Raw genomic sequence first — 21113 nt, 5'->3', positions numbered from 1 at the left:
TAAGTATAACATTATATAAAATAAAAAGGGATTCTATATAATATATGAACTCTTATAAACTAATATAAATTATTTTAAAATAGATATGTTTAATTATAAACCTTATTTCAATAGGTCATTCATAATATAAATAAAAAAAAATTAGAAGAGAGTATCTCTTCTATAAAAAAATAGTCTTAATTTAAGCTTCAACAGGTTTACCTTCAGCTGCCCATTTAACTGTCTTATTAGTAAATGGTTGAGCGATTGCACACCAAATTAAACTTATTACCCAGTGACTGAATATCATTATTACAACATCTATTAATGGTACTGATCCAATAAATGCTAAACCTATGAATAATATATTATCAACTAATTCTCCAAGAGAAATAGCTCCATAGTTTTTAAGTGTTAAGTATGATGTTCCACGGTTAACTATTGTTGTAACTCTTGCATTTACAAGGTTTCCAGCTAAGTAACTAATATATGAAGCTACTAATATTCTAGGAGTTTGTGTAAATACAAATGCTAAACTTGAATCTCCTGTATACCATCCAGGTGATGGTAAGAATAACATTAATGTGGTCATGAATACAAATAATACATCAGCAGCAATACCAAGTATTAATGTTCTTCTTGCTGTTTCTTCGCCATATACTTCTGTCATTACATTTGTTAAAATGTAAACTAATGGATAGATAAGAACACCTGCTGGAACTTCAAGTCCAAAGATGTTTAAATCTATAATTTTTACTGTAATTAAGTTTGCAATTGTAAATGCCATACAAAATATAGCAGTTATAACTACTCGCTTATCAGTATAATCTAAATTCCAATTCATAATATCATTTTTCCTTCAAATATTATTACATATACTTCATGAAATCTCTTTATTATATAATAGTAAACTCAATAATTAATTAAAAATAGTATATTAAATTATTTTAGTATCTAATAAAAAGTAGATGAAATATAATGTATTAACATTATTAGATTTAATTTATATCACATATATATTTATTATTAATTTAAAATGAATAAAAATTAATATTATTTTAATCAAATAAAAATATAGCTTAAAAAAAATTTAAAAGTAGAATAAAATCAAATAAAAACTATTAAATTTTAAAATATAACCCCTAATTGGAGGAAAATATATAATGAATAATAATATAAAACCATTATTCTTATTTACAACGATAATGATATTATTTATAGTATTCTCTCCAGTAAATGCAACTGATAACATAACTGCCTCTGAGAATACTGAAGTAGTTTCTCTGTCCAATACCAGTGATACTCATATAAACCAAATAACAACTACAAATAAAAATATAGAAAAAACATTGAAAGAAAATCAGCAAGAAACTATTCAAAATACAGATAATAAGAAAAATACACACTTAACAGTAAATGAAGCTATGGATTCAATTAGTATCGGAGAAATAGAAGTAATTACAGGAATACTTACTGATACAGACAATAAAGGATTATCTAATAAAACAATAACTATTAAAACAGACAAATCTGATGTAAATGTAACTACCAATAAAGATGGCATGTATAGTTATAATTATATTTCAAGTAATGTGACTACTGTAATAGTAACAGTATTATTTGAAGGAGATACTACTTATAATCCCACACAAAATGAAACCTGGTTTGATGTAGAACCCATGATTACAACATTAACAATAGATACAGAACAGACAATAACACTTGCAGAAAACATAACAATAAAAGGACAACTACTTAATAAGAACGGAATTGGTATAGCTAACCAATTAATAACATTAAATCTAAATAATAACATAATTCAACTAAAAACCAATACAACAGGATCATATAATTATTCAACAATACCCACAAAAGTAGGTCTAATAACAGTAAAAGTTCAATTTAATGGAATAAAACAATATCTAGACTCTTATGAAGAAACAATAATTGATGTTAGTAAAGTAAATACAATACTCTCTATTAGCAAATATAGAAACCCAATAACTGCTGGAAATAACCTAACAATTAATGGTACACTTACTGATGAATATGGTGCAATAATACCTAATGCAACGATACAATTAGTAATTAAAAATAACACTATAAACATTAAAACTAATAATAATGGAGTCTATGTCTATAATTATATAACCACTAAATCCGATAAAATAAGTATATCAGCTAAATATATGGGTAATAACAAATATACTCAATCTGAAAATACTACTGAAGTAGATATAGAACAAAAAATAAGTTACATTGAATTAAATGGAATATTTAATCAGGAAATATACAATAACTTAGAAATTCAGGGTAGATTACTAAACTTATATACATCAGAAGTACTACCTAATCAAACAATCAATTTAACTATAAATAACAAGACATATACTCTAACTACTAACAATAGAGGTGTATTTAATACAACAGTATATCTTACAGAAATAGGAACATACTATGTTCAAGTAACATATTCTGGAAATATTACATATACTGGTTATAGAACAAATACCACATTCATATCTAGTGGATTGGTAGATGTATATGTAAATAGTAATGCAAGAGGTAATGGAAAAACAAGAACTAATCCTACAAATATAACTAATGCACTTAAAATAGTAACTAATAATGGAATAATACATCTTGTAACAATAAATAATAAAACCACTGATACATATACAACACCAATTACAATTAATAGTAAAACCACACCCATTAAAGTACTGCAAATTGTGGGTGATCCTGGAATGAATATTATATTCAATGGATTATATAAAAATCAGATATTATCTATAGCACAGGGTTACAACTTAAAAATTAGCAATATTTTATTTAAACAAGGTAATGCTACAAGTGGTGGAGCAATAATAAATAAAGGAAATCTTACACTGACTAACAGTACAATAAAAGAAAATACTGCTCGTTATGGTGGGGCAATACTTAATGAAGGTAATTTAACACTACATAATAACACGATTATCAATAATAATGCATTAAATTCTGGTGGAGTAATAAATAGTAAAGGATATATTAATTTAAAATATAATAATTTCACAAATAATTCCGCAGCATTTGGAGGAGCAATATACTCAAGTGGAAATGCTAGTATAACTAATAATAATTATTTCATATCCAATCATGTGACTAAAAATGGTGGAGCAATCTACAACTTTGGAGTAATGAACATACAAAATAACAATTTCACACAAAACACTGCCAACCAGTGGAGTGGAGCAGTACATAATGCAAGAAATATCACAGTAACATCAAATAAATTTGCATTAAACACTGCTGGTCAACTAGGTGGAGCTATGTTTAATAATGCTAATGGAACAATTACCAGTAACACATTTGAGTCTAATCGTGGAAAATATGGTGGAGCCATATATAATGGAGGAGTAGTACTCATCCAGAAAAACACAATCCGTTATAATAATGCTTCACAAACTGGAGGAGCAGTAGCAAACAAAGGAATAGTAACACTTAAATCCAACAAAATGACTGGAAACAAGGCAGTGTATGGAGGAGCAATATTCTCTAACAACACAGTAGCAGTAGACAGTGATATTATAACTTATTGTGTTGCAAGTAAAAGTGGAGGAGCAATCTATAATATAGGAAACTTCACAGTAAAAAATAGTAACTTCACAGGAAATAAAGCAAATATGGGTGGAACAATATTCAATGCAAAGAATATGAACATCACCAGTAATAATATTGTAAGTGGTAATGCATCCCTTGGTGGAGGACTCTATAATGATGGAATAACATGTAATGTAGTTGGAAACAAGTTCATTAAAAACCATGCAAACTATGGGGGCGCAGCATTTACCAAAAAAGCAATAATAGAATCTAAAAACACATATACTAATAACACTGCAATAAAAGGACCAAATGTATATCCAAAATAAAATATAATCATGAAAGAATAGGGTTTAGATGTATATATTCATTCTTTCAATTTTTTTTAATAAAGTTCAATTATTTTTATGAATTTAAGTAAACTTAAATTTTTTTAACTTCTCTTAATTATCATTATATTATACGAAAATATCTTTAAATACTACTAGTTTTAATACTAATATTATATACCTATAGGGGTATAGGTATATTTGTTAGTTCCCCAATAAATCAAGAAACATTACACCTAATACAAAATACTTGATTACTAACAATAAACTTAAAAAATATACTCAAAAAAGATGAAACATATGAATCAAATAATAAAAATCATAGGTAATTCTATAATACACATAAGTTTAGCCATATTTTTCTTATTTGGATTATTTTACTTATATTTATACGAATTAAAACCATTTTACTTACCTATAAAACAAATAGATAAACAATAATATTTTCCCAAAAAAGGTGTGAACAATGAATGAGAAAATAGAAGAATTTAAAACAGACATATTAAGAATAATAATATCAACCATAGCCTTAATCATAAGCTTTAATAACATAACAATATACAACTTCAACTTTGCATGGATTGCAGTAATTTTATGTGCAGTCCCAATAGTCTACTATGCTATACAAGCATTAATCTATGAACATGATATAAAAGCAGATATACTTGTATCACTAGGAATAATAGCATCACTACTTATTGGAGAAGTATTTGCAGCAGGTGAAATAGCATTAATTATGGAAATTGGAAGTTTACTTGAAGAATTCACAGTATCCTCTACACAATTAAGAATTGAAAAATTAGTTGAACTTCAACCAACAACAGCTAGAATAATCCAAGGAAAGACTGAAAAGAAAATAAATGCATTAAAACTAAAAATAGATGATACCATTAAAGTATTACCTGGAGAGACAATTCCTACAGATGGAATTATAATAGAAGGCAATAGTTCAGTTAACCAGTCAATTCTTACAGGAGAATCATTACCTGTAGATAAAACAGTAGATGATGAAGTATATGCTGGAACAATAAATAACTATGGAACACTAATTATTAAAGCAACAGAAAATGGTGAAGATAACTCATTACAAAAATTAATTAAATTAATTGAAAATGTAAGTACACAAGACAGTGAAGTTATAAGAGAAGCAGATAAATGGGCCAACTACATAGTAATTGCATCTCTTGGAACAGCAATACTTACAGGTTTATTAACTAAAGATGTAACAAAAGCAGTGACAGTTCTAGTAGTATTTTGTCCATGCGCATTAATACTTGCAACACCAACAGCAATAGTAGCAGCAATTGGAAATTTATCAAAATATGGAATTCTTGTTAAAAATGCAGAAAAATTAGAAACACTATATAAAACAGATAAAATATTATTTGATAAAACAGGAACTATTACATCCGGAGTACCAAAAGTTATAAACAAAGTTTGTTTAACAGATGATGACGAAGAATTCCTGAAAATAACCGCTTCCCTTGAATCATACTCCGAACATCCATTATCTAAAACAATAATCAATTATTATAATGAAAACTATACTTTTGATTCATTATATGATGTGAAAGACTTCAAAATAGAACTAGGTATGGGATTAAAAGGAAAAGTGAATAATAAACCTTGTCTAATAGGTAATAAACAATTATTTGAAAATTATAACATACTAATTCCAAATATAGATTCTAAAATATGTAAATTTAGGGGATCTACTGTAATCTACACATATTATGATAATAAATTCCTAGGAGTTCTAATGATTCAAGATACACCACGTGCAGAAATGAAAAATACTATAAATAACTTAAAACAGAACCACTATGAACCAATCTTACTTACTGGAGACAACGAAGAAGTTGCAAAAGACATATCATACCAAGTAGGTATAGAAAAAATACAAGCAAATTGTCTACCTGAAACTAAACTAGAATATGTTGAAAATAGACAAAGAGAACTTAAAAAAGTAATGATGATTGGTGATGGTATAAATGATGCTTCAGCTCTTAAAAAAGCAGATGTGGGTGTAGCAATGGGTGATGTGGGAAGTGACATTACAATTGATTCTGCGGATATTGTCTTTATTAATGATGATATAAAATACCTCCCCTATTTACTACACATGTCTAAGAAAACATTAAAAACAATTGATAGAGGAATCCTATTTGCTATGACATTAAATATCATAGCTGTAATTCTTGGAATTATGGGAATACTTACACCAATTACAGGTGCTCTTGTACATAATGTTGGATCAGTTATTGTAATTATATTTGCAGCATTATTATTTAAAGAAAAACCAGATATAAACAGGATAAAATAAGATATTTTATCTTTTATTTTATTTTTTTTATAAATCTAATCTACTCTTTCTGAAAAAAATAGTAGTTAGTAATTATAATATTTAATCCCCTCCTAAGTGTCCTAATTTTAAATATTATTAGTCATATACTTTATACTATAATTTAATTTTGGAAGAAGAATCATGAAACTTGTAGTTCAAAGAGTAGATAATGCTAGTGTAGAAGTAGATGGAAAAATTGTAGGTGAAATTAATAAAGGATACATGGTACTTGTAGGTATTGGATGTAATGATACTACTCGTGAAGCAGATTATCTTGTTAGTAAACTTCTTAAACTAAGAATTTTTGAAGATAATGATGAACGTATGAATAAAACTATTTCAGATGTTGATGGTCAACTACTGCTTGTTCCACAATTTACATTATATGGTGATGTTAGCCATAATAATAGGCCTTCATTTTCCAAGGCTATGAAACCATCAGATGCTAAAGAATTATTTGAGTATTATTGTAGAAAATGTTCTGAAAAAATTCATGTTGAAACTGGTGTTTTTGGTGCTATGATGAATGTTAGTTTAACAAATAATGGTCCTGTAACAATTATTATCGAAAAAGAATATAAAGATTAACTATTAATTATAAGAAGTGATTTTTTATGAAAATGGATATTGAAATAGATCCAGAACTTCAAAGACGTGCTAGAGCAGTTTGTAGAAATATTAGTGGTTTAACATTAGCTCATTATTATGAATGGCTTATTGAAATGAAACTTAAAGATTTACCATCTGTTGATGAAATCAGTGATGATAGACCTCATATGGATAGTTATAATCCTGAAGAATTAGATGATTTATGGTAAATTTTATTAAAAATATAGATATATCTTTTAATCCATGATGTTTGCTAAAAATCAAAAATTAAATTTTAATAAGTGATACTATTACTTTAATTGTAAAATAAAGAAAATATTACATGAATTTATTTTTGATGGACACTCAAGGTATATTTACATAATAATCTTTTGATCTATAAAATTAACATAATATGAAAAATAAAGTAGTATATATGAATAAGAAAAAACTACAACGTAAAATTACTGGAAGTTTATTTATTTTTGTCAGTATATACTATTTATTAGTAGAATATATGACAATTACTAGTAAAACATCTATTAGTAATGCTTACTTATATCAGCCCATAGTAGATGTGAGTATTAATTCTGGTCAAATTATTCATGAATTAAATATAGAATCACAGTCTATATTAATAAGTATTGCTTTTATTTTGTTAGGATTAATGATATTAATTGGATGTTTTTTAGAAATTAATAAACGTATTAATAGATTTGAAATATTTTATTATCCATTAATGATTATAACAGGTGTTGGGGCTATACTTCTTGGATGTTATTATACTGGAATTTCAGAAGTTATTATAACTATAAGTACCTCTTATTTCATGTTTATTATTGGTGGAAATCTACTCTTAATAGTTATGGGAAAATCCGTGAATTTCAATAAAGTTTATAAAAAACTTATTACATTACTTGGATTCATTGGATTAATAAGTATTATTTTAATGATAGTATCATTAAATATTCCTACAATGAATATATTTAAGGTCCTTTTTGAACGATTTGCAATATATATGATTATTATCTGGAATATCCTTACTGGAATTTGTTTAATTAATGAATAGAATTTTTTTTCACTTTTTTTAAAAAAAAATATTAGAAATATTTATATAATTATACATTTAATAGTTAGATTAAACAATGAAATTATAAAAGGTGATATGTGTATGAATTTACCTAAATTTAATGATAATAATAAGCAGGGTCTTATAATGATTTTACTAGGTATAATAGCATTTTTATTTCCAGTAACTTCAATTAAAACTGTTGGTATAATTATGGGATTATTATTTTTAATTATTGCAGTAATTCTATTTATATCCGGTGTAACTGAAATTATTGTTAGCCGTGTTTTAGCATCTGCTTCTATTATCTTAGCATTGCTATGTATAATTTTTAGTTGGATACTGATATTTAATCCTGCCGTGGTTTCTGCAATTATAAGTTTTATAATATATCTTTTAGGTATTTTAATGATTATATTTGGAATATTTAATTTAATTACAGGACAATTCTTTAAACCATTTAGTATGATGGGTTTAACATCAATGATATTTGGTATTTTATTTATTATTCTTGGAGTTTTCCTTAGAAATCCTCTATATCTTGGTATTGTTGTAGGTATATGGTTAATTATATCAGGAATTCTCTCAATTTTTGGAGATAATGATGTGAATTATATTGATGTCTAAACTCCCCCCTTAACCTCCACAAACACTTCATTTTTTTTAGGAAACTAATTATAATAGAAAACATTATACTCTATATAGAACATAATATGAAATAAAAATATGTAACTAAATATCTAAAGGTTATAGTATTATGGCTTATAATAATGAAATAGATAATTTGACTACGGGAATTCTTTTTATAAATTATTTAAAAGACTTAGGATTAACAGAAGTAGATGGAATTAATATAAGAAATCAATTATATTTTGAATATAATAATAATCATATCCCATTTTCTGAACTTAAACATCATTTGAATCAGTTGATTAATCAAATCTTAGAAAATAAGGGACTAAAACAGGTTTATGATTATTCTCTTGATGAAAACGAAAAATATCTTATTTATCTCTATAATCAAAAACATACAACAATGCATTGTTCAAAATGTAATAATATTATATTATATAATGATATCTACTGTCATAATTGTGGTGAAAAAACAGGCTATATATCAAGTAATGTAATTGGTTATCTAACTACAGATTCACCAGATAATAATTCTACCACACTATTTGATAAAAATAAGAATAATATGACTAATGGTAATATAAATAGATTATATGCTATTATAACATATCTTATATTATTAGATAATAAACCATTCAACCTATACCGACCTGAAGAATCATTATTTACAAAATATAATATTACTCGTGAGGAATTAGAATATTTCATGATTAACACGGATTTAATTATAACTCAAGAATTAGAAGATATTAACTATTATACACTTGGAGAATTATATAACATTGAAGAACTTAGAAACATAACAAGAAAATACAATCTTAATTCAAATGGTGATAAGAAAACATTAATTACAACATTGATCAATAACTTAGATACAAAAATAGTAGATGAAATATTAGAAAAAAGAGTTTATTCTGTGTCAAATACGGGTTTAACATTAATAGCATCAAATCCACAAATATTTTTTTATAATAAGTTTTTAAAACAATATACACCAAATGAATTTGAAGAAATATACCAAGCAAACAAGAATAAACTATCTCTACCTCAAATTGGAATAATATTTCTAAAAGAATATGAAAAAAAATATTTAAATGAATTTAAATGGCAATCTTACAGAAATACCTTGCTTAATGAATACATAATATATGATGTTATTAAAAATATAGATTTAAAACTGGAATTACTTCTTAAAATATTTATATGTGATATTAATCCCTGGAAAGATAATGAATTAACAAATACATATCATCCAGTTATTCCCTTTATTAGTGAAACTATAAAAAAAATAGTTGAAGACTATGAATTAAACAATACAAAGTTAAATGCCTACTTTTTAAAAGCAGTTCAAGATATAAAGTTACCAAAACTAATTATTAGCGAAGATGAAATATTTAAAAAACTATTGGAATTATTAACTAATAAATCAATAAACATTATAGAATCAGAAGTACTTAGGAATATAAATAAACTTACTAGAAATAGAAAATATATTATTAATACATATGAAAATCAAGAAGAAGTTATGAAATTACTTGAATAACTAATTTCACATCTATTTTATTGATTAGCCATCTTAAATCCTTGCATTAGATTAAAGAGTAATTCATCATTATAGTCATTATGTAAGAAGAAATTAAAAATATCCACAAGCATTGATTTAAGTCTTTTTCCTTTTTCAACATTATCTTTAATTAAGGGAACATTATCTAATTCCCTATTATCTCTAGAAGGCATTAAATTATACTTTTTACACATATAAGACAATTCTTTTTTAAGATTTACATCAATTATACCTTCTAATATCTTAATCACATCATATGCTACTGCATTACCTATAATATACATGTTACCTACACGATTCATATCCAATTGATGCTTATTTAGTATATTTAATATAGAAGCATAATCTTTCATTGCATTATTCATAAAGTATCCTTCTGTTGTATAAGCTAAGTATTCATTTCCAATTGCATAATACGGATTTTCTATAACTGTGTATTGAACTATTGCTTCTATTGCATCAGTTTTTCTTGAATCAAAGATATACATAAGTAATTGTTCAAAAATTTCACTATATAAATGATGAGATAATTCATGAATTAATGTACATATCTTCATTGCTTCATTATAATTATTATCAATTATTATATTATTAAAATGATAATAACCATATGTTCCCCATTGTTTTTCATTATGAAGTTTTGAGAATTGTCTTGTCATTTTCACAATTTTATCAAAGGTTGTATCATCACTTGTGAAATTTAAATTCATCAGACCCATATCGCGTATATTTGTTATTATTTTAGTGTATATTTCATCAGTTATTTCAGTATTTAGTATTTTATTTTTATTTTTCTCAGTTATAAGATATTCTAATGAAGAACATGTATTTTTTGATTCTATTCTATATGTTTTCAAGATATTACCACAATTACAACAGTAACGTTGTAATACATAGTTTTCTTTGCCACATAAGGAACAATATATTCGTGAAGTCATGTTAATATCACTCTATTTTATTAATACTAGTTTTATTATTAATAGAATTAAAAAGTTTTTATTAAATTTGAGAAATAGGGATGTTATTTTGGATTACTGAAAAAATAAGTAAAAAGGATTTATTTATTTTATTAAATATATATGAGGTATATTATTTTTAATAAAAAAATAGAGTTAATGAATTAATACATAAACCATGAGTATATTATTAATTATTGATTAAAACTAATTATTATATCCCTCAACTATAAAAAAATAACAAAATAATTATTCTAACATATCATCTACTGTTTTAATCTTTGCATTAAGAGTTCTATTTTCACGATCTCTTCTATCATCAACTTTTATAACAGTATATACTCTATCAGTTCCAGCTGTAAATACAGCTTCCTGTGCTTTTGCTATTGCATCATATAATTGAGCATAATTTTCTGCTTCAATATGAGTTCCCATACCAGTTAATTGATAATTTAATCCAGAATCTTTAATTGCTTGCACTGCTTTAGCTACAAATTCTTTACATTCCGTATTATCTATACCTACAGGTAATATAGAAAAATCTGCTGTTATCATCTAGTTTTCCTCCTTTAATTTATATAACTTTCCATATTCTATTATACTATTTTTATTCATTTTATATAATTCATCTATAAGATATGTTCTAAAAGAACCAGAACCTTCATCATTTAATTCCATTTTATCTTTAGCTTTTTCACCAGCTATTGCCATGGAAAGACTACCAATTAATGCAGCTTCTAAGGGATTTGTGACTGCTGTAAATGAACCTATAACACAAGTTAACATACAACCACTACCTGTTATCTTTGACATTACTGCATCACCATTATCTATTATATACACTACTTTTCCATCAGATATTATATCTACAGGACCGGATACTGCTATCACAGTATCTAGTTTTTTTGCAATATTTTTTACTATTGAAGCATTTTCTTGTATATTATCTTCACCAATAACATCTGAATCTGCTACATCTACTCCTTTAGCCATGACTGATTCTGTTATTATATTAAATAATTTAGCTATAGCTTTAATTTCAGACATATTTCCTCTTATAACAGAAACAGATGATTGTTCTATTAAATCTACCGTTACATCATTTCTTAGTTGTGTAACTCCTACTGCAACAGGATCTAATACTAGAGGAGTGCCTGTTTTTTTTGTATGTGTTGCTGCAATTTTCATTGGTTCTATTTGATCTTCAAGCAATGTTCCCATATTTATCACAGTAGCACCTGCAATTTCTACAAACTCTTTTATTTCAGGTGCTTCATTTGCCATGGAAGGGGAACCACCAATTGCTAATACTGCATTTGCACAATCATTAATTGTTACATAATTTGTTATGCAATGTGTTAATGGACATGTATTTCGTAGCTGTTCTATAATTTCACTACATTTTTTTAACATGTTTTTATCAAGTTCTGTTTTATTCATTATTTACTCCTTGTTTATTATGTATAATAATTTATATATGATTAATCATTATTAAATTTTTTTTAAAAAAAATAGAAATTCTTATAATATATGAAACTTGATATTAAATACATAGATTATTAAGTGATTAAAGATGAAAATAAAAGTTTGTCCTAGATGTGGTTCAGATAATATTGAATGGATAATTCCCCAGAACTGGTCAATGTGGTCTTGCTATAATTGTAATTACACAGGTCCTATAATTGAAGTTGATAAATCTGTTCAAGAAAAAATTGAACATGAATGGAAATATCATAAAGAAGATGTTCTAAAAAGATTTGCTAATACTGATAATGAAAGTGAAGATGATTTATCTGATGATGAATTGAATGAAAAATTAGATGAATTATATGATAAATAATATTTTTTAAAAGTCTATAATTATTTAAAGGAGAAGGAGATAAATTTATTTTTTAACTAATCTACCTTCTGCTTTATTTTTCATATCTGCTTCTATTTTATTGGCTTTTGTTTTATTTCTTTCATAATATTTTACAATTAATATTATTAATAATATTAGTAATGCAGAACCTGGTATTCCAATATATTTTTGTGAAACTTCTTGTATTATAATCAATAGAGGTATTAGTATAATAAAGCCTATTGCTGCTGATCTAAATGTAATTCCATGAATCCACCTACAATCTTCCTTCATTTTTCCAAAGAAAGGATCTGCAGGTTCACGATATGCTCCTCTTGATTCCCCTAATGCTTTTGGAAATAAATAAAGAGCATATATAAATTCTATTAGTATTAAATATCCTGCTATTTCTGTTATTATCAAAGTAAATCTTTCCTTTTTTTATTTATGTATATTTTATTATTCACAGTTAATATATTTTTAGTTTAACCTAACTTTATTAGAGAATTAATATTAAAATAAGAATTTAATAGAATGAACATCTAAAATTAAATATATAATAATTAATGGAGAATGTAAATTTATGAAATTTAACTATATTACAATTATGGTAAGGGATCTTAATAAATCATTGAAATTCTATGAAGAATTAGTCAAATTAAGTATTCAAAGAACTATTGAAACTCCTATGGGAAAAATTGTTTTTTTAGCTAATGATGCTGGTGAAACTATGATTGAATTAATTGATTTTGAAAATACTCCTAAAGTTGAAACTAAATCCTTGACTATGAGTTTTAAAGTAGATGTTCCTCTTGAAGATGTACATAAAAAAGCTCTTCTTCTAGGTTATAGTCCATCTAATATTATTGATGAGGGTCAAAAACCTACTTACTTTAACTTAGAAGATCCTGATGGCATTTTAGTTGAGTTTTCTCTATAAACTATACATCATTTTTATAAGAAAATTAGTTTCTACTTTTCTTATTTACTAACCCCCATGGACATACTTTTACACATAGACCACATAATTTTGGTCTACCTTCACTTTCTAGTTTTTTGAAATGATTATTACATGCATATGCATCATATCGTACACTTCTAGGGTCTTCTTTTTTAAAGTTTACATTTTTTATTGCTTTTGCTGGACAATTTACTACACATAATCTACATGTATTACATTTATTGCTTAGTATTTTCTTGTTATATTGTAGTTGTGCATTAGTTAGTATTGTTGCCCATCTTATTCGGGGACCATAATAGGGATTTATAAGTAGACAACTTTTTCCTATCCATCCAAGTCCAGCAAGGTTTGCTACTAGTTTATGAGACATGTCTCCTATTAGTTTTTCTTTGGATACTATGTCTGATGCAGGTATTTGTTTTGCTTTATATCCATTTTTTTGTATTGTTTGTTCTATTCTTTGTCCTATTTTATCTAGTTTTTTATTTGTTTTGTTGTATGTGTTTAAATAGTCAATTTCACCATATTTATTTTCGATATTGTCTACTATTTTATCTGGTATGTTTATTCCTATTGATATAGCGTAGGGATATGTTTTTAGAGAAGGATATTCTTTATTTAGATATTCTTTTGCAGAGTTCATATTTGCTATTCCATAAATTGTTGTTTCTTTTTTGCATATGTCCTGTATTTTATCCCATAAATTCATCTTTTTCATCCCTTTATATATTTATAATAATCATTGTATGTATATTATGTTAGGAAATATATGCTCATAAAGTATTAATATAACTATTGTTATTATATAATAATGATGGGATATATTTAATAAAAAAGATAATAAAAATATTATAATAATCAAGGAGAAAAAGCATGGTTAAGAAAAAACATATAGGAATAATTATCATAGCTATCTTAATCATAATAGGAGCAATATATGCATACAATACTTATTCATCAGATTCCGATGTAATATCTATAGGATATCAACCATCAGATCATGATGCAGCATTATTTGTAGCTAATGCTTCTGGAATGTTTACAGATGCAGGACTTAAAGTAGAATTACATGAATACAGTAATGGTGGAGACCTCATGAGTGCAATGGCAAGTGGGGATGTAGATGTAGGATACGTTGGAATAACACCTTTCCTTTCATCTAAAGCAAAAGGAGTACCAGTAAAAATTGTTGCAGGAGTACAAACCGAAGGTAGTGGAATAGTAGCAAAAGATTCAAGTATACAATCACTATCTGATTTAAAAGGAAAAACAGTAGCAACAATTGGTGATGCATCTATCCAACACATGCTCTTACAATATGCTCTTGAAGAAGAAGGAATGTCCCTTTCTGATGTAAATGCACCAAGTATGAATGTTGCAACATTAACTGATGCACTTAGAAATGGAAAAATTGATGCAATGGTAACACCAGAACCATATGTGTCAATTGCAGAAAGTAATGGCGGATATATTGTTGAACGATCAGGAGAAATTATTGAAAACCATCCATGTTGTGTAGTAGCAATGAGTGATGATTTCCTAAATAAACATCCTGATGTAGCTAAAAAATATCTTGAAATTCAATCCAATGCAACTCAACAATTAATTGATGATGCAAATAATAGTGTACAATACTTACCAAGTTCTATTGTACCAAATGCAACCCTAGAACAAACAACATTAAGCAATATGAATTGGGTTGTTGGATTAAATGATACATACAAACAAAATATACGTGACTTTATAACAATAGAAAATAAATTAGGCGTTTTAAACAAAACATTCACTGATGATGAATTATTCTATGTATCAGAATAGAATTATTAGATAAAATTAAATTTTTATCTTATTTTAACCTCCCTTTTTTAAGGAATTTATTTTTTAATAATTTAGTTTTAATTCTTATTTTTTCTGGATTTTGAATTTCATATCATCATCTTTATATAATATGAACAATATACAGGTACCTGTAATAAATATTTAAGGAGAAAATTATGAAAAAAATAGTGGAACCATTAAAAAAACAAATTCCACAAATTAGTATAATAATAATATTACTCATCATACAAGTATACTGTGAACTAACACTACCATCATACACTGCAGAAATAGTAAACAATGGAATACAAAATACAAATTTTACAATAATATATCAAGCAGGAGAAATGATGATAATAATGGTTATTATTTCCATTTTTGCAACAATATTAAATTCTTATTTTTCAAGTAAATTATCATCATCATATGCAAGAGATCTTAGAGAAATAGTATTTGATAAAGTATTAAAATTCTCAAATCATGAACTAAATCATTTTTCAAGATCATCCCTTATTACACGTTCAACAAATGATATCAACCAAATACAAAACATTCTAGGTTTAATATTTAGAACAATGTTATTTGCACCTATCCTAGGAATTGGAAGTATAATAAAAGTATTTGAACTACAAACAGATTTAACATGGATTATCGTAGTAACATTCATAACAGTATTAGTACTACTAATAATTGTTATTATGAGTGTAATGCCTTATTTTAAGAAAATACAGGAAATAATTGATAAAATCAACAGAACTTCACGTGAAATACTAATTGGAATGCCCGTAATTAAAGCATTCATAAGACAAGAATATGAAAGAAAACGATTTGATAAAATAAATCAAGACTACCTTAAAACTAACCTAAGAGTATATCGTTCAATGTTAATCCTACTTCCATCTATGAACTTAGTGCTTGATTTAATGGTTGTTTTAATATTATATTTTGGATCATTTTCAGCATTAAATGGAACATTACTTACTGGTGATTTAATAGCATTTATCCAGTATTCAACACAAATTGTAACATCATTTGTAATGATTGGTGGATTTATGATTAATCTTCCAAGAATTCTAGTTTCCATTAGAAGAGTAAATGAAGTATTAGACACAAAAATTACAATAAATGATAATAATAGCACTAGTAGACATATTCCTGAAAATTCAAAACTTGAATTTAGAAATGTAACCTTCCAGTATCCTGAAAGTGAAAAAGAAACATTAAAAAATATTAATTTCACACTAGAAAAAGGTAAAATAACTGCAATAATAGGTGGAACAGGAAGTGGAAAATCAACAATATTAAATCTTATTCCAAGATTACAAGATGTAACAGACGGTGAAATACTCATAAACAATATAAATATAAAGAATTATAGTTTAAAAGTTCTTCGTGAAAAAATAAGTCTTGCACCACAAAAAGCATTACTTTTCTCTGGAACAGTAAAATCAAATATGGAAATAGGTGCAGAAAATATTACAATTGATGAAATAGAAAATGCATTGAATATTGCACAGGTAGATTTTATCAAGTCATTAGATGAAAAAGTAGAAGAAGGTGGATCAAACTTTTCTGGAGGGCAAAAACAGAGATTATCTATTGCTCGAGCAATTGTTGGAAAACATGATTTCTATTTATTTGATGATTGTTTCTCAGCACTTGATATGAACACGGAACGTAAAGTAAAAAAAGCATTAAGTAATATTAAAGAAACAAGTTCTCTACTTATTGTATCACAGAGAATATCCACAATAATGGATGCAGATGAAATAATAGTACTAGACAATGGAGAAGTAGTAGGTAAAGGACAACATAATGAACTAGTGGATACATGTAAAATATATAGAGAAATAGTAGAAACACAACAAGATAATATGGAGGCATCAGAATGAGTCCACCACCAGGAAGACCACCACAAAAATTACCAGAAAAACCTGTTGATATGAAAAAATCAGTGAAAAACATAATATCCTTACTAAAGAACTATAAACTAAAATTACTAATAACACTTATCTGTGCAATACTTAGTACAACATTTTCAGTGATAGGACCATTAATAATTGGTGATGCTACAACATTAATTTATGATGGAATAAACAAGTTATTAAATCATACAGGAACAATAAATTTTGAACAACTATACTCCCTGCTTGTAATAGCAGTTATATTATACATAGTAAGTGCAGTATTTACCTATCTTCAAAGTTGGTTCTTAACACAAATATCAACAGATATAAGTTACACTCTAAGAAAACAGATAATTAATAAAATAACAAGTATGTCAATGAGTGATTTAGATGCTAATAAAAGAGGAGATATTCTATCTAGAATAACAAATGATGTGGACTCCCTTCAAACAGGCATAACATCCACATTCATACAACTAATGACTGCTATTATAACAATAGTAGGAGTACTAGTTATGATGTTTTATATAAACACTTATATGGCTCTTGCAACAGTACTACTAGTACCTTTATCCATAATTGTTATACAAATAATGACAAAGTATTCACAGAAGTATTTTAAAAAACAATTAAATTACAAAGGACGAACAAATACCATAATCGAAGAATCATTCACAGCCCATGATATTATAAGAGTATTTAATAGAGAAAATAAATCATTAGAAAATTTTAGAGAAGAAAGTGGAAAATGGTATGAATATGAATGGAAATCACAATTTTTCTCAAGCCTTAGTGGACCAATAATGAGTTTTCTATCAAATCTAGCATATATCATAATAGCAGTGCTTGGAGCAGTACTTGTATTAGAACAATCAATAACTGTTGGAAATATATTATCATTTTTCCAATACATAAATAATTTAACACGACCTATTCAACAAATAACAAGAGTAATGACACTACTTCAAACTGCAATGGCTGCATCTGATAGAATATTTGAATTTCTGGAAAATAATGATGAAGAAGACACAGCTACAACTAATTTAACTGAATTTAAACATGAAATAAGTTTTGAACATGTGTATTTTGGTTATGATGAAAATCAACCAATAATTAAAGATTTATCCTTTAATGTGAAAAAAGGAGATAAAATAGCAATTGTTGGTAAAACTGGTGCTGGAAAAACAACAATTATTAAATTATTAATGAGATTCTATGATATTACTTCAGGTTCCATTAAAATAGATGGAAAAAACATAGAAGAATATACTAAAAATAGTTTAAGATCTAAAATAGGAATGGTACTTCAAGATACATGGCTATTTAGTGATACAATTATGAATAATATTAGATATGGAAATATTAATACAACAGATGAAGAAATAATATCTGCATCTAAACAAGTATACACTGATAATTTCATAAGACAACTTCCAGAAGGTTATAATACACAATTAAATGAGGATACTGATAACATATCTCAAGGACAAAAACAACTAATTACAATAGCTAGAACAATATTATCCCAGAAAGAAATATTAATACTTGATGAAGCAACATCATCAGTAGATACTAGAACTGAGAAATTAATTCAGAAAGCTATGGATAAATTAATGAAAAATAGAACAAGCTTTGTTATTGCCCATAGATTATCTACAATTCAAAATGCTGATAAAATACTAGTAATAGATAATGGTCAAATTATTGAAGAAGGAACACATGAAGAATTAATTAATATTAGGGGAGTTTACTATAATATGTTAAAAAGTAGTAGTTGAGGTTATCATCATGTTAAATAATAAGTTATATTATAAGATTCAATTTATAAATGAACTTTTTGATAAAAAAATAAAGATGTGTACTAAACAGTCAAGCATGAATTATATAAGTAGAGGACAAGGCCGTGTAATTGCAATGCTTAAATTAAAAGATGGTATCTCAACTAGTGATTTATCCAAGATTCTAGGCATACGTGTATCATCCCTTAATGAAATTTTAAATAAGTTAGAAAAAAAGAATTTTATTACTAAAGAATCTTCTTGTGAGGATAAAAGAATTCTTCTCATAAAATTAACACAAAAAGGACAAGAATATGAATTTAAACAGTTAGATGAATCCGTGTTTGACTGTCTTGAATGTAATGAAAAAGATGAATTAGATTCATATCTTGATAAGATTATTATTGAACTTAATAAAAATATTAGAAGTAGTAATCCAGAAAAGTATGATAAACTAATACGAGAACGTGAAGAACTCTTTAAAAAGCATTTTAATAGTAAACAGGACTATGAATGGTATAAATTACTATATACCTCTTAACTTCCCACTTTTTTTACTTAAAATATATATTAAATCACCTATTAATTCTTCTATCATGATTATATATTATTTATTTAAGTTAGATTTAATTAAATATCAATTAATATCCTAAATGTGTAAAAAGTACAATAAATAGAATTCTACTTTAAAAAAGAGTAAAAAAGAGATATTTAATCCAGCGATGTTACTTCATTAAATTTATTTTCTCGTATATGTAATAGTATTTTTGATACTAAGTATAGTACAGGTAGTTCTATTAATGGTCCAATTACTAATGCCAAAAGTATTATCTGATTATGAGGAAATGTTTTTATAGCTATAGCTAATGCTAGTGGTGAATTTCTAGCTAGTGTTGTAAGTGTTAAGCTTGCATAGTTTTTATATGTGAATTTCACTTTTCTTGCTATTATATAATCCACTCCAAAATTTATTATAAAAAACAAAATTATTGGTATGAGCACTATACTTATAGTATTTATATTATTAAGTAGATTTGTTGCTTCAGTATTAAATAATCCAAATATTGCTATACATAGAAATATTATTTGCATATTTTGAATTTTCACTGTTATTTGTTTTAACTCTTGTTTTCTTTTTGTTATTTGTTGTACTATTTGTGCTAATATAAATGGTACTATAATAAACATTATTAAACTATTTGCTAAATCCGATAATTGTATTGTATTTGTATTTGCAAAAAATAATAGTAAATATACGGGCAATAGTATTAGTTGTAATAGTAGATTTATAGGTAGTAGAGATGTACTCAATGCCACATTTCCCTTAGATATTTTTGTAAATACTAGATACCAATCTGTACATGGTGTTAATATTAACATGAAAAATCCTATGAATAAACTTACATTTTCTTTAAGGAATATACTTCCAAGAATATATCCAAGTAATGGTGTCCATATAAAATTTATTAATAAACTTATTATTGTGAACCTCGTATTTTTAAAACTATTTCTTATATCTTTAAGAGGAATATCTAGAAATACTGTAAATAACATTAATGCAAGAAATATGTTGATTAATGTTGGACTTATATTATTTATTATTGTAACATCTTTTAGTAAAAGTGCTATGATAATTGCTGTAAAAATCAATAGGGGTTCACTTTTTTCAATAATATCCATAATAATAATCATTCCCTATAACTTATAATTCTATTTATATTTTTCATAATTTAAGTAGTATTAAGATATTCCTTGAATTATATAA

20 protein-coding genes are annotated in these 21113 nt (G+C 25.9%); 13 read left to right on the top strand and 7 right to left on the bottom strand.

The window, feature by feature from the left end; translation table 11 throughout:
* Positions 1 to 181: 181 nt before the first annotated feature.
* The gene (locus NL43_RS03025; protein WP_069592576.1) at positions 182 to 823 is read right to left on the bottom strand and encodes a queuosine precursor transporter; all 642 of its coding nucleotides are present in this window, start codon (positions 821 to 823) and stop codon (positions 182 to 184) included.
* A gap of 319 nt (positions 824 to 1142) precedes the next feature.
* Here NL43_RS03025 and NL43_RS03020 point away from each other — a divergent pair, with 319 nt between their 5' ends.
* The 7 genes from NL43_RS03020 to NL43_RS02990 all read left to right on the top strand — a co-directional run bounded on the left by NL43_RS03020 (position 1143) and on the right by NL43_RS02990 (position 10067).
* Entirely contained in the window at positions 1143 to 3890 is a 2748-nt protein-coding gene (locus NL43_RS03020) for an Ig-like domain repeat protein (RefSeq protein ID WP_069592575.1), read from the top strand.
* A gap of 466 nt (positions 3891 to 4356) precedes the next feature.
* The gene (locus NL43_RS03015) at positions 4357 to 6213 is read left to right on the top strand and encodes a cation-translocating P-type ATPase (RefSeq protein ID WP_069592574.1); all 1857 of its coding nucleotides are present in this window, start codon (positions 4357 to 4359) and stop codon (positions 6211 to 6213) included.
* 162 nt (positions 6214 to 6375) lie between these two features.
* Positions 6376 to 6822, top strand: a complete 447-nt coding sequence (gene dtd, locus NL43_RS03010) for a D-aminoacyl-tRNA deacylase (RefSeq protein WP_069592573.1) — start codon at positions 6376 to 6378, stop codon at positions 6820 to 6822.
* A 26-nt stretch (positions 6823 to 6848) separates the two neighbouring features.
* Positions 6849 to 7052 (top strand): hypothetical protein, encoded by a 204-nt coding sequence (locus tag NL43_RS03005; RefSeq protein WP_069592572.1) that lies wholly within the window; start codon positions 6849 to 6851, stop codon positions 7050 to 7052.
* 206 nt (positions 7053 to 7258) lie between these two features.
* Positions 7259 to 7891, top strand: coding sequence for a hypothetical protein (locus tag NL43_RS03000; protein WP_069592571.1), 633 nt, complete (start codon positions 7259 to 7261; stop codon positions 7889 to 7891).
* Positions 7892 to 7993: 102 nt separating this feature from the next.
* Entirely contained in the window at positions 7994 to 8518 is a 525-nt protein-coding gene (locus tag NL43_RS02995) for a DUF308 domain-containing protein (RefSeq protein WP_069592570.1), read from the top strand.
* Positions 8519 to 8648: 130 nt separating this feature from the next.
* The gene (locus NL43_RS02990) at positions 8649 to 10067 is read left to right on the top strand and encodes a hypothetical protein (RefSeq protein WP_069592569.1); all 1419 of its coding nucleotides are present in this window, start codon (positions 8649 to 8651) and stop codon (positions 10065 to 10067) included.
* A gap of 17 nt (positions 10068 to 10084) precedes the next feature.
* Here NL43_RS02990 and NL43_RS02985 read toward each other — a convergent pair whose 3' ends face one another.
* The 3 genes from NL43_RS02985 to thiM all read right to left on the bottom strand — a co-directional run bounded on the left by NL43_RS02985 (position 10085) and on the right by thiM (position 12484).
* The gene (locus NL43_RS02985) at positions 10085 to 11026 is read right to left on the bottom strand and encodes a hypothetical protein (protein ID WP_069592568.1); all 942 of its coding nucleotides are present in this window, start codon (positions 11024 to 11026) and stop codon (positions 10085 to 10087) included.
* Positions 11027 to 11293: 267 nt separating this feature from the next.
* Positions 11294 to 11599: an MTH1187 family thiamine-binding protein gene (locus NL43_RS02980; protein ID WP_069592567.1), complete on the bottom strand. Its 306-nt coding sequence runs from the start codon at positions 11597 to 11599 to the stop codon at positions 11294 to 11296.
* Positions 11600 to 12484, bottom strand: coding sequence for a hydroxyethylthiazole kinase (thiM, locus tag NL43_RS02975; protein ID WP_241776205.1), 885 nt, complete (start codon positions 12482 to 12484; stop codon positions 11600 to 11602).
* Between the two features lie 133 nt (positions 12485 to 12617).
* Here thiM and NL43_RS02970 point away from each other — a divergent pair, with 133 nt between their 5' ends.
* A complete protein-coding gene (locus NL43_RS02970) occupies positions 12618 to 12884 on the top strand; it encodes a hypothetical protein (protein WP_069592565.1) in 267 nt (88 codons plus the stop codon).
* A gap of 45 nt (positions 12885 to 12929) precedes the next feature.
* Here NL43_RS02970 and NL43_RS02965 read toward each other — a convergent pair whose 3' ends face one another.
* Positions 12930 to 13307, bottom strand: a complete 378-nt coding sequence (locus tag NL43_RS02965) for a hypothetical protein (RefSeq protein ID WP_069592564.1) — start codon at positions 13305 to 13307, stop codon at positions 12930 to 12932.
* 160 nt (positions 13308 to 13467) lie between these two features.
* On the opposite strand from NL43_RS02965, the gene NL43_RS02960 reads away from it, so the two are divergent.
* Positions 13468 to 13824: a VOC family protein gene (locus NL43_RS02960; protein ID WP_084790366.1), complete on the top strand. Its 357-nt coding sequence runs from the start codon at positions 13468 to 13470 to the stop codon at positions 13822 to 13824.
* Positions 13825 to 13849: 25 nt separating this feature from the next.
* On the opposite strand, the gene NL43_RS02955 is transcribed toward NL43_RS02960, so the two are convergent.
* Positions 13850 to 14554 carry a 4Fe-4S double cluster binding domain-containing protein gene (locus NL43_RS02955; protein ID WP_069592563.1) on the bottom strand — a complete coding sequence of 235 codons (705 nt, stop codon included), beginning with the start codon at positions 14552 to 14554 and terminating at the stop codon, positions 13850 to 13852.
* Positions 14555 to 14718: 164 nt separating this feature from the next.
* Between NL43_RS02955 and NL43_RS02950 the strand changes: the two genes are divergently transcribed.
* From NL43_RS02950 to NL43_RS02935, 4 genes are all read left to right on the top strand, one after another.
* Entirely contained in the window at positions 14719 to 15663 is a 945-nt protein-coding gene (locus NL43_RS02950; RefSeq protein WP_069592562.1) for an ABC transporter substrate-binding protein, read from the top strand.
* Positions 15664 to 15839: 176 nt separating this feature from the next.
* Complete coding sequence (locus NL43_RS02945) at positions 15840 to 17555, top strand: ABC transporter ATP-binding protein (protein WP_069592561.1); 1716 nt, start codon at positions 15840 to 15842, stop codon at positions 17553 to 17555.
* On the top strand, positions 17552 to 19348 hold the full coding sequence (locus tag NL43_RS02940; protein WP_069592560.1) for an ABC transporter ATP-binding protein: 1797 nt from the start codon (positions 17552 to 17554) through the stop codon (positions 19346 to 19348). Before NL43_RS02945 ends, NL43_RS02940 begins: the two co-directional genes overlap by 4 nt.
* A gap of 10 nt (positions 19349 to 19358) precedes the next feature.
* On the top strand, positions 19359 to 19889 hold the full coding sequence (locus tag NL43_RS02935; RefSeq protein ID WP_069592559.1) for a MarR family winged helix-turn-helix transcriptional regulator: 531 nt from the start codon (positions 19359 to 19361) through the stop codon (positions 19887 to 19889).
* 170 nt (positions 19890 to 20059) lie between these two features.
* Here NL43_RS02935 and NL43_RS02930 read toward each other — a convergent pair whose 3' ends face one another.
* Positions 20060 to 21028 (bottom strand): arsenic resistance protein, encoded by a 969-nt coding sequence (locus tag NL43_RS02930; protein WP_069592558.1) that lies wholly within the window; start codon positions 21026 to 21028, stop codon positions 20060 to 20062.
* Between the last annotated feature and the right edge of the window lie 85 nt (positions 21029 to 21113).

The sequence above is a fragment of the Methanosphaera sp. WGK6 genome, from assembly GCF_001729965.1.
Lineage (GTDB): Archaea > Methanobacteriota > Methanobacteria > Methanobacteriales > Methanobacteriaceae > Methanosphaera.
This window is presented reverse-complemented; position numbering and strand designations above follow the sequence as displayed.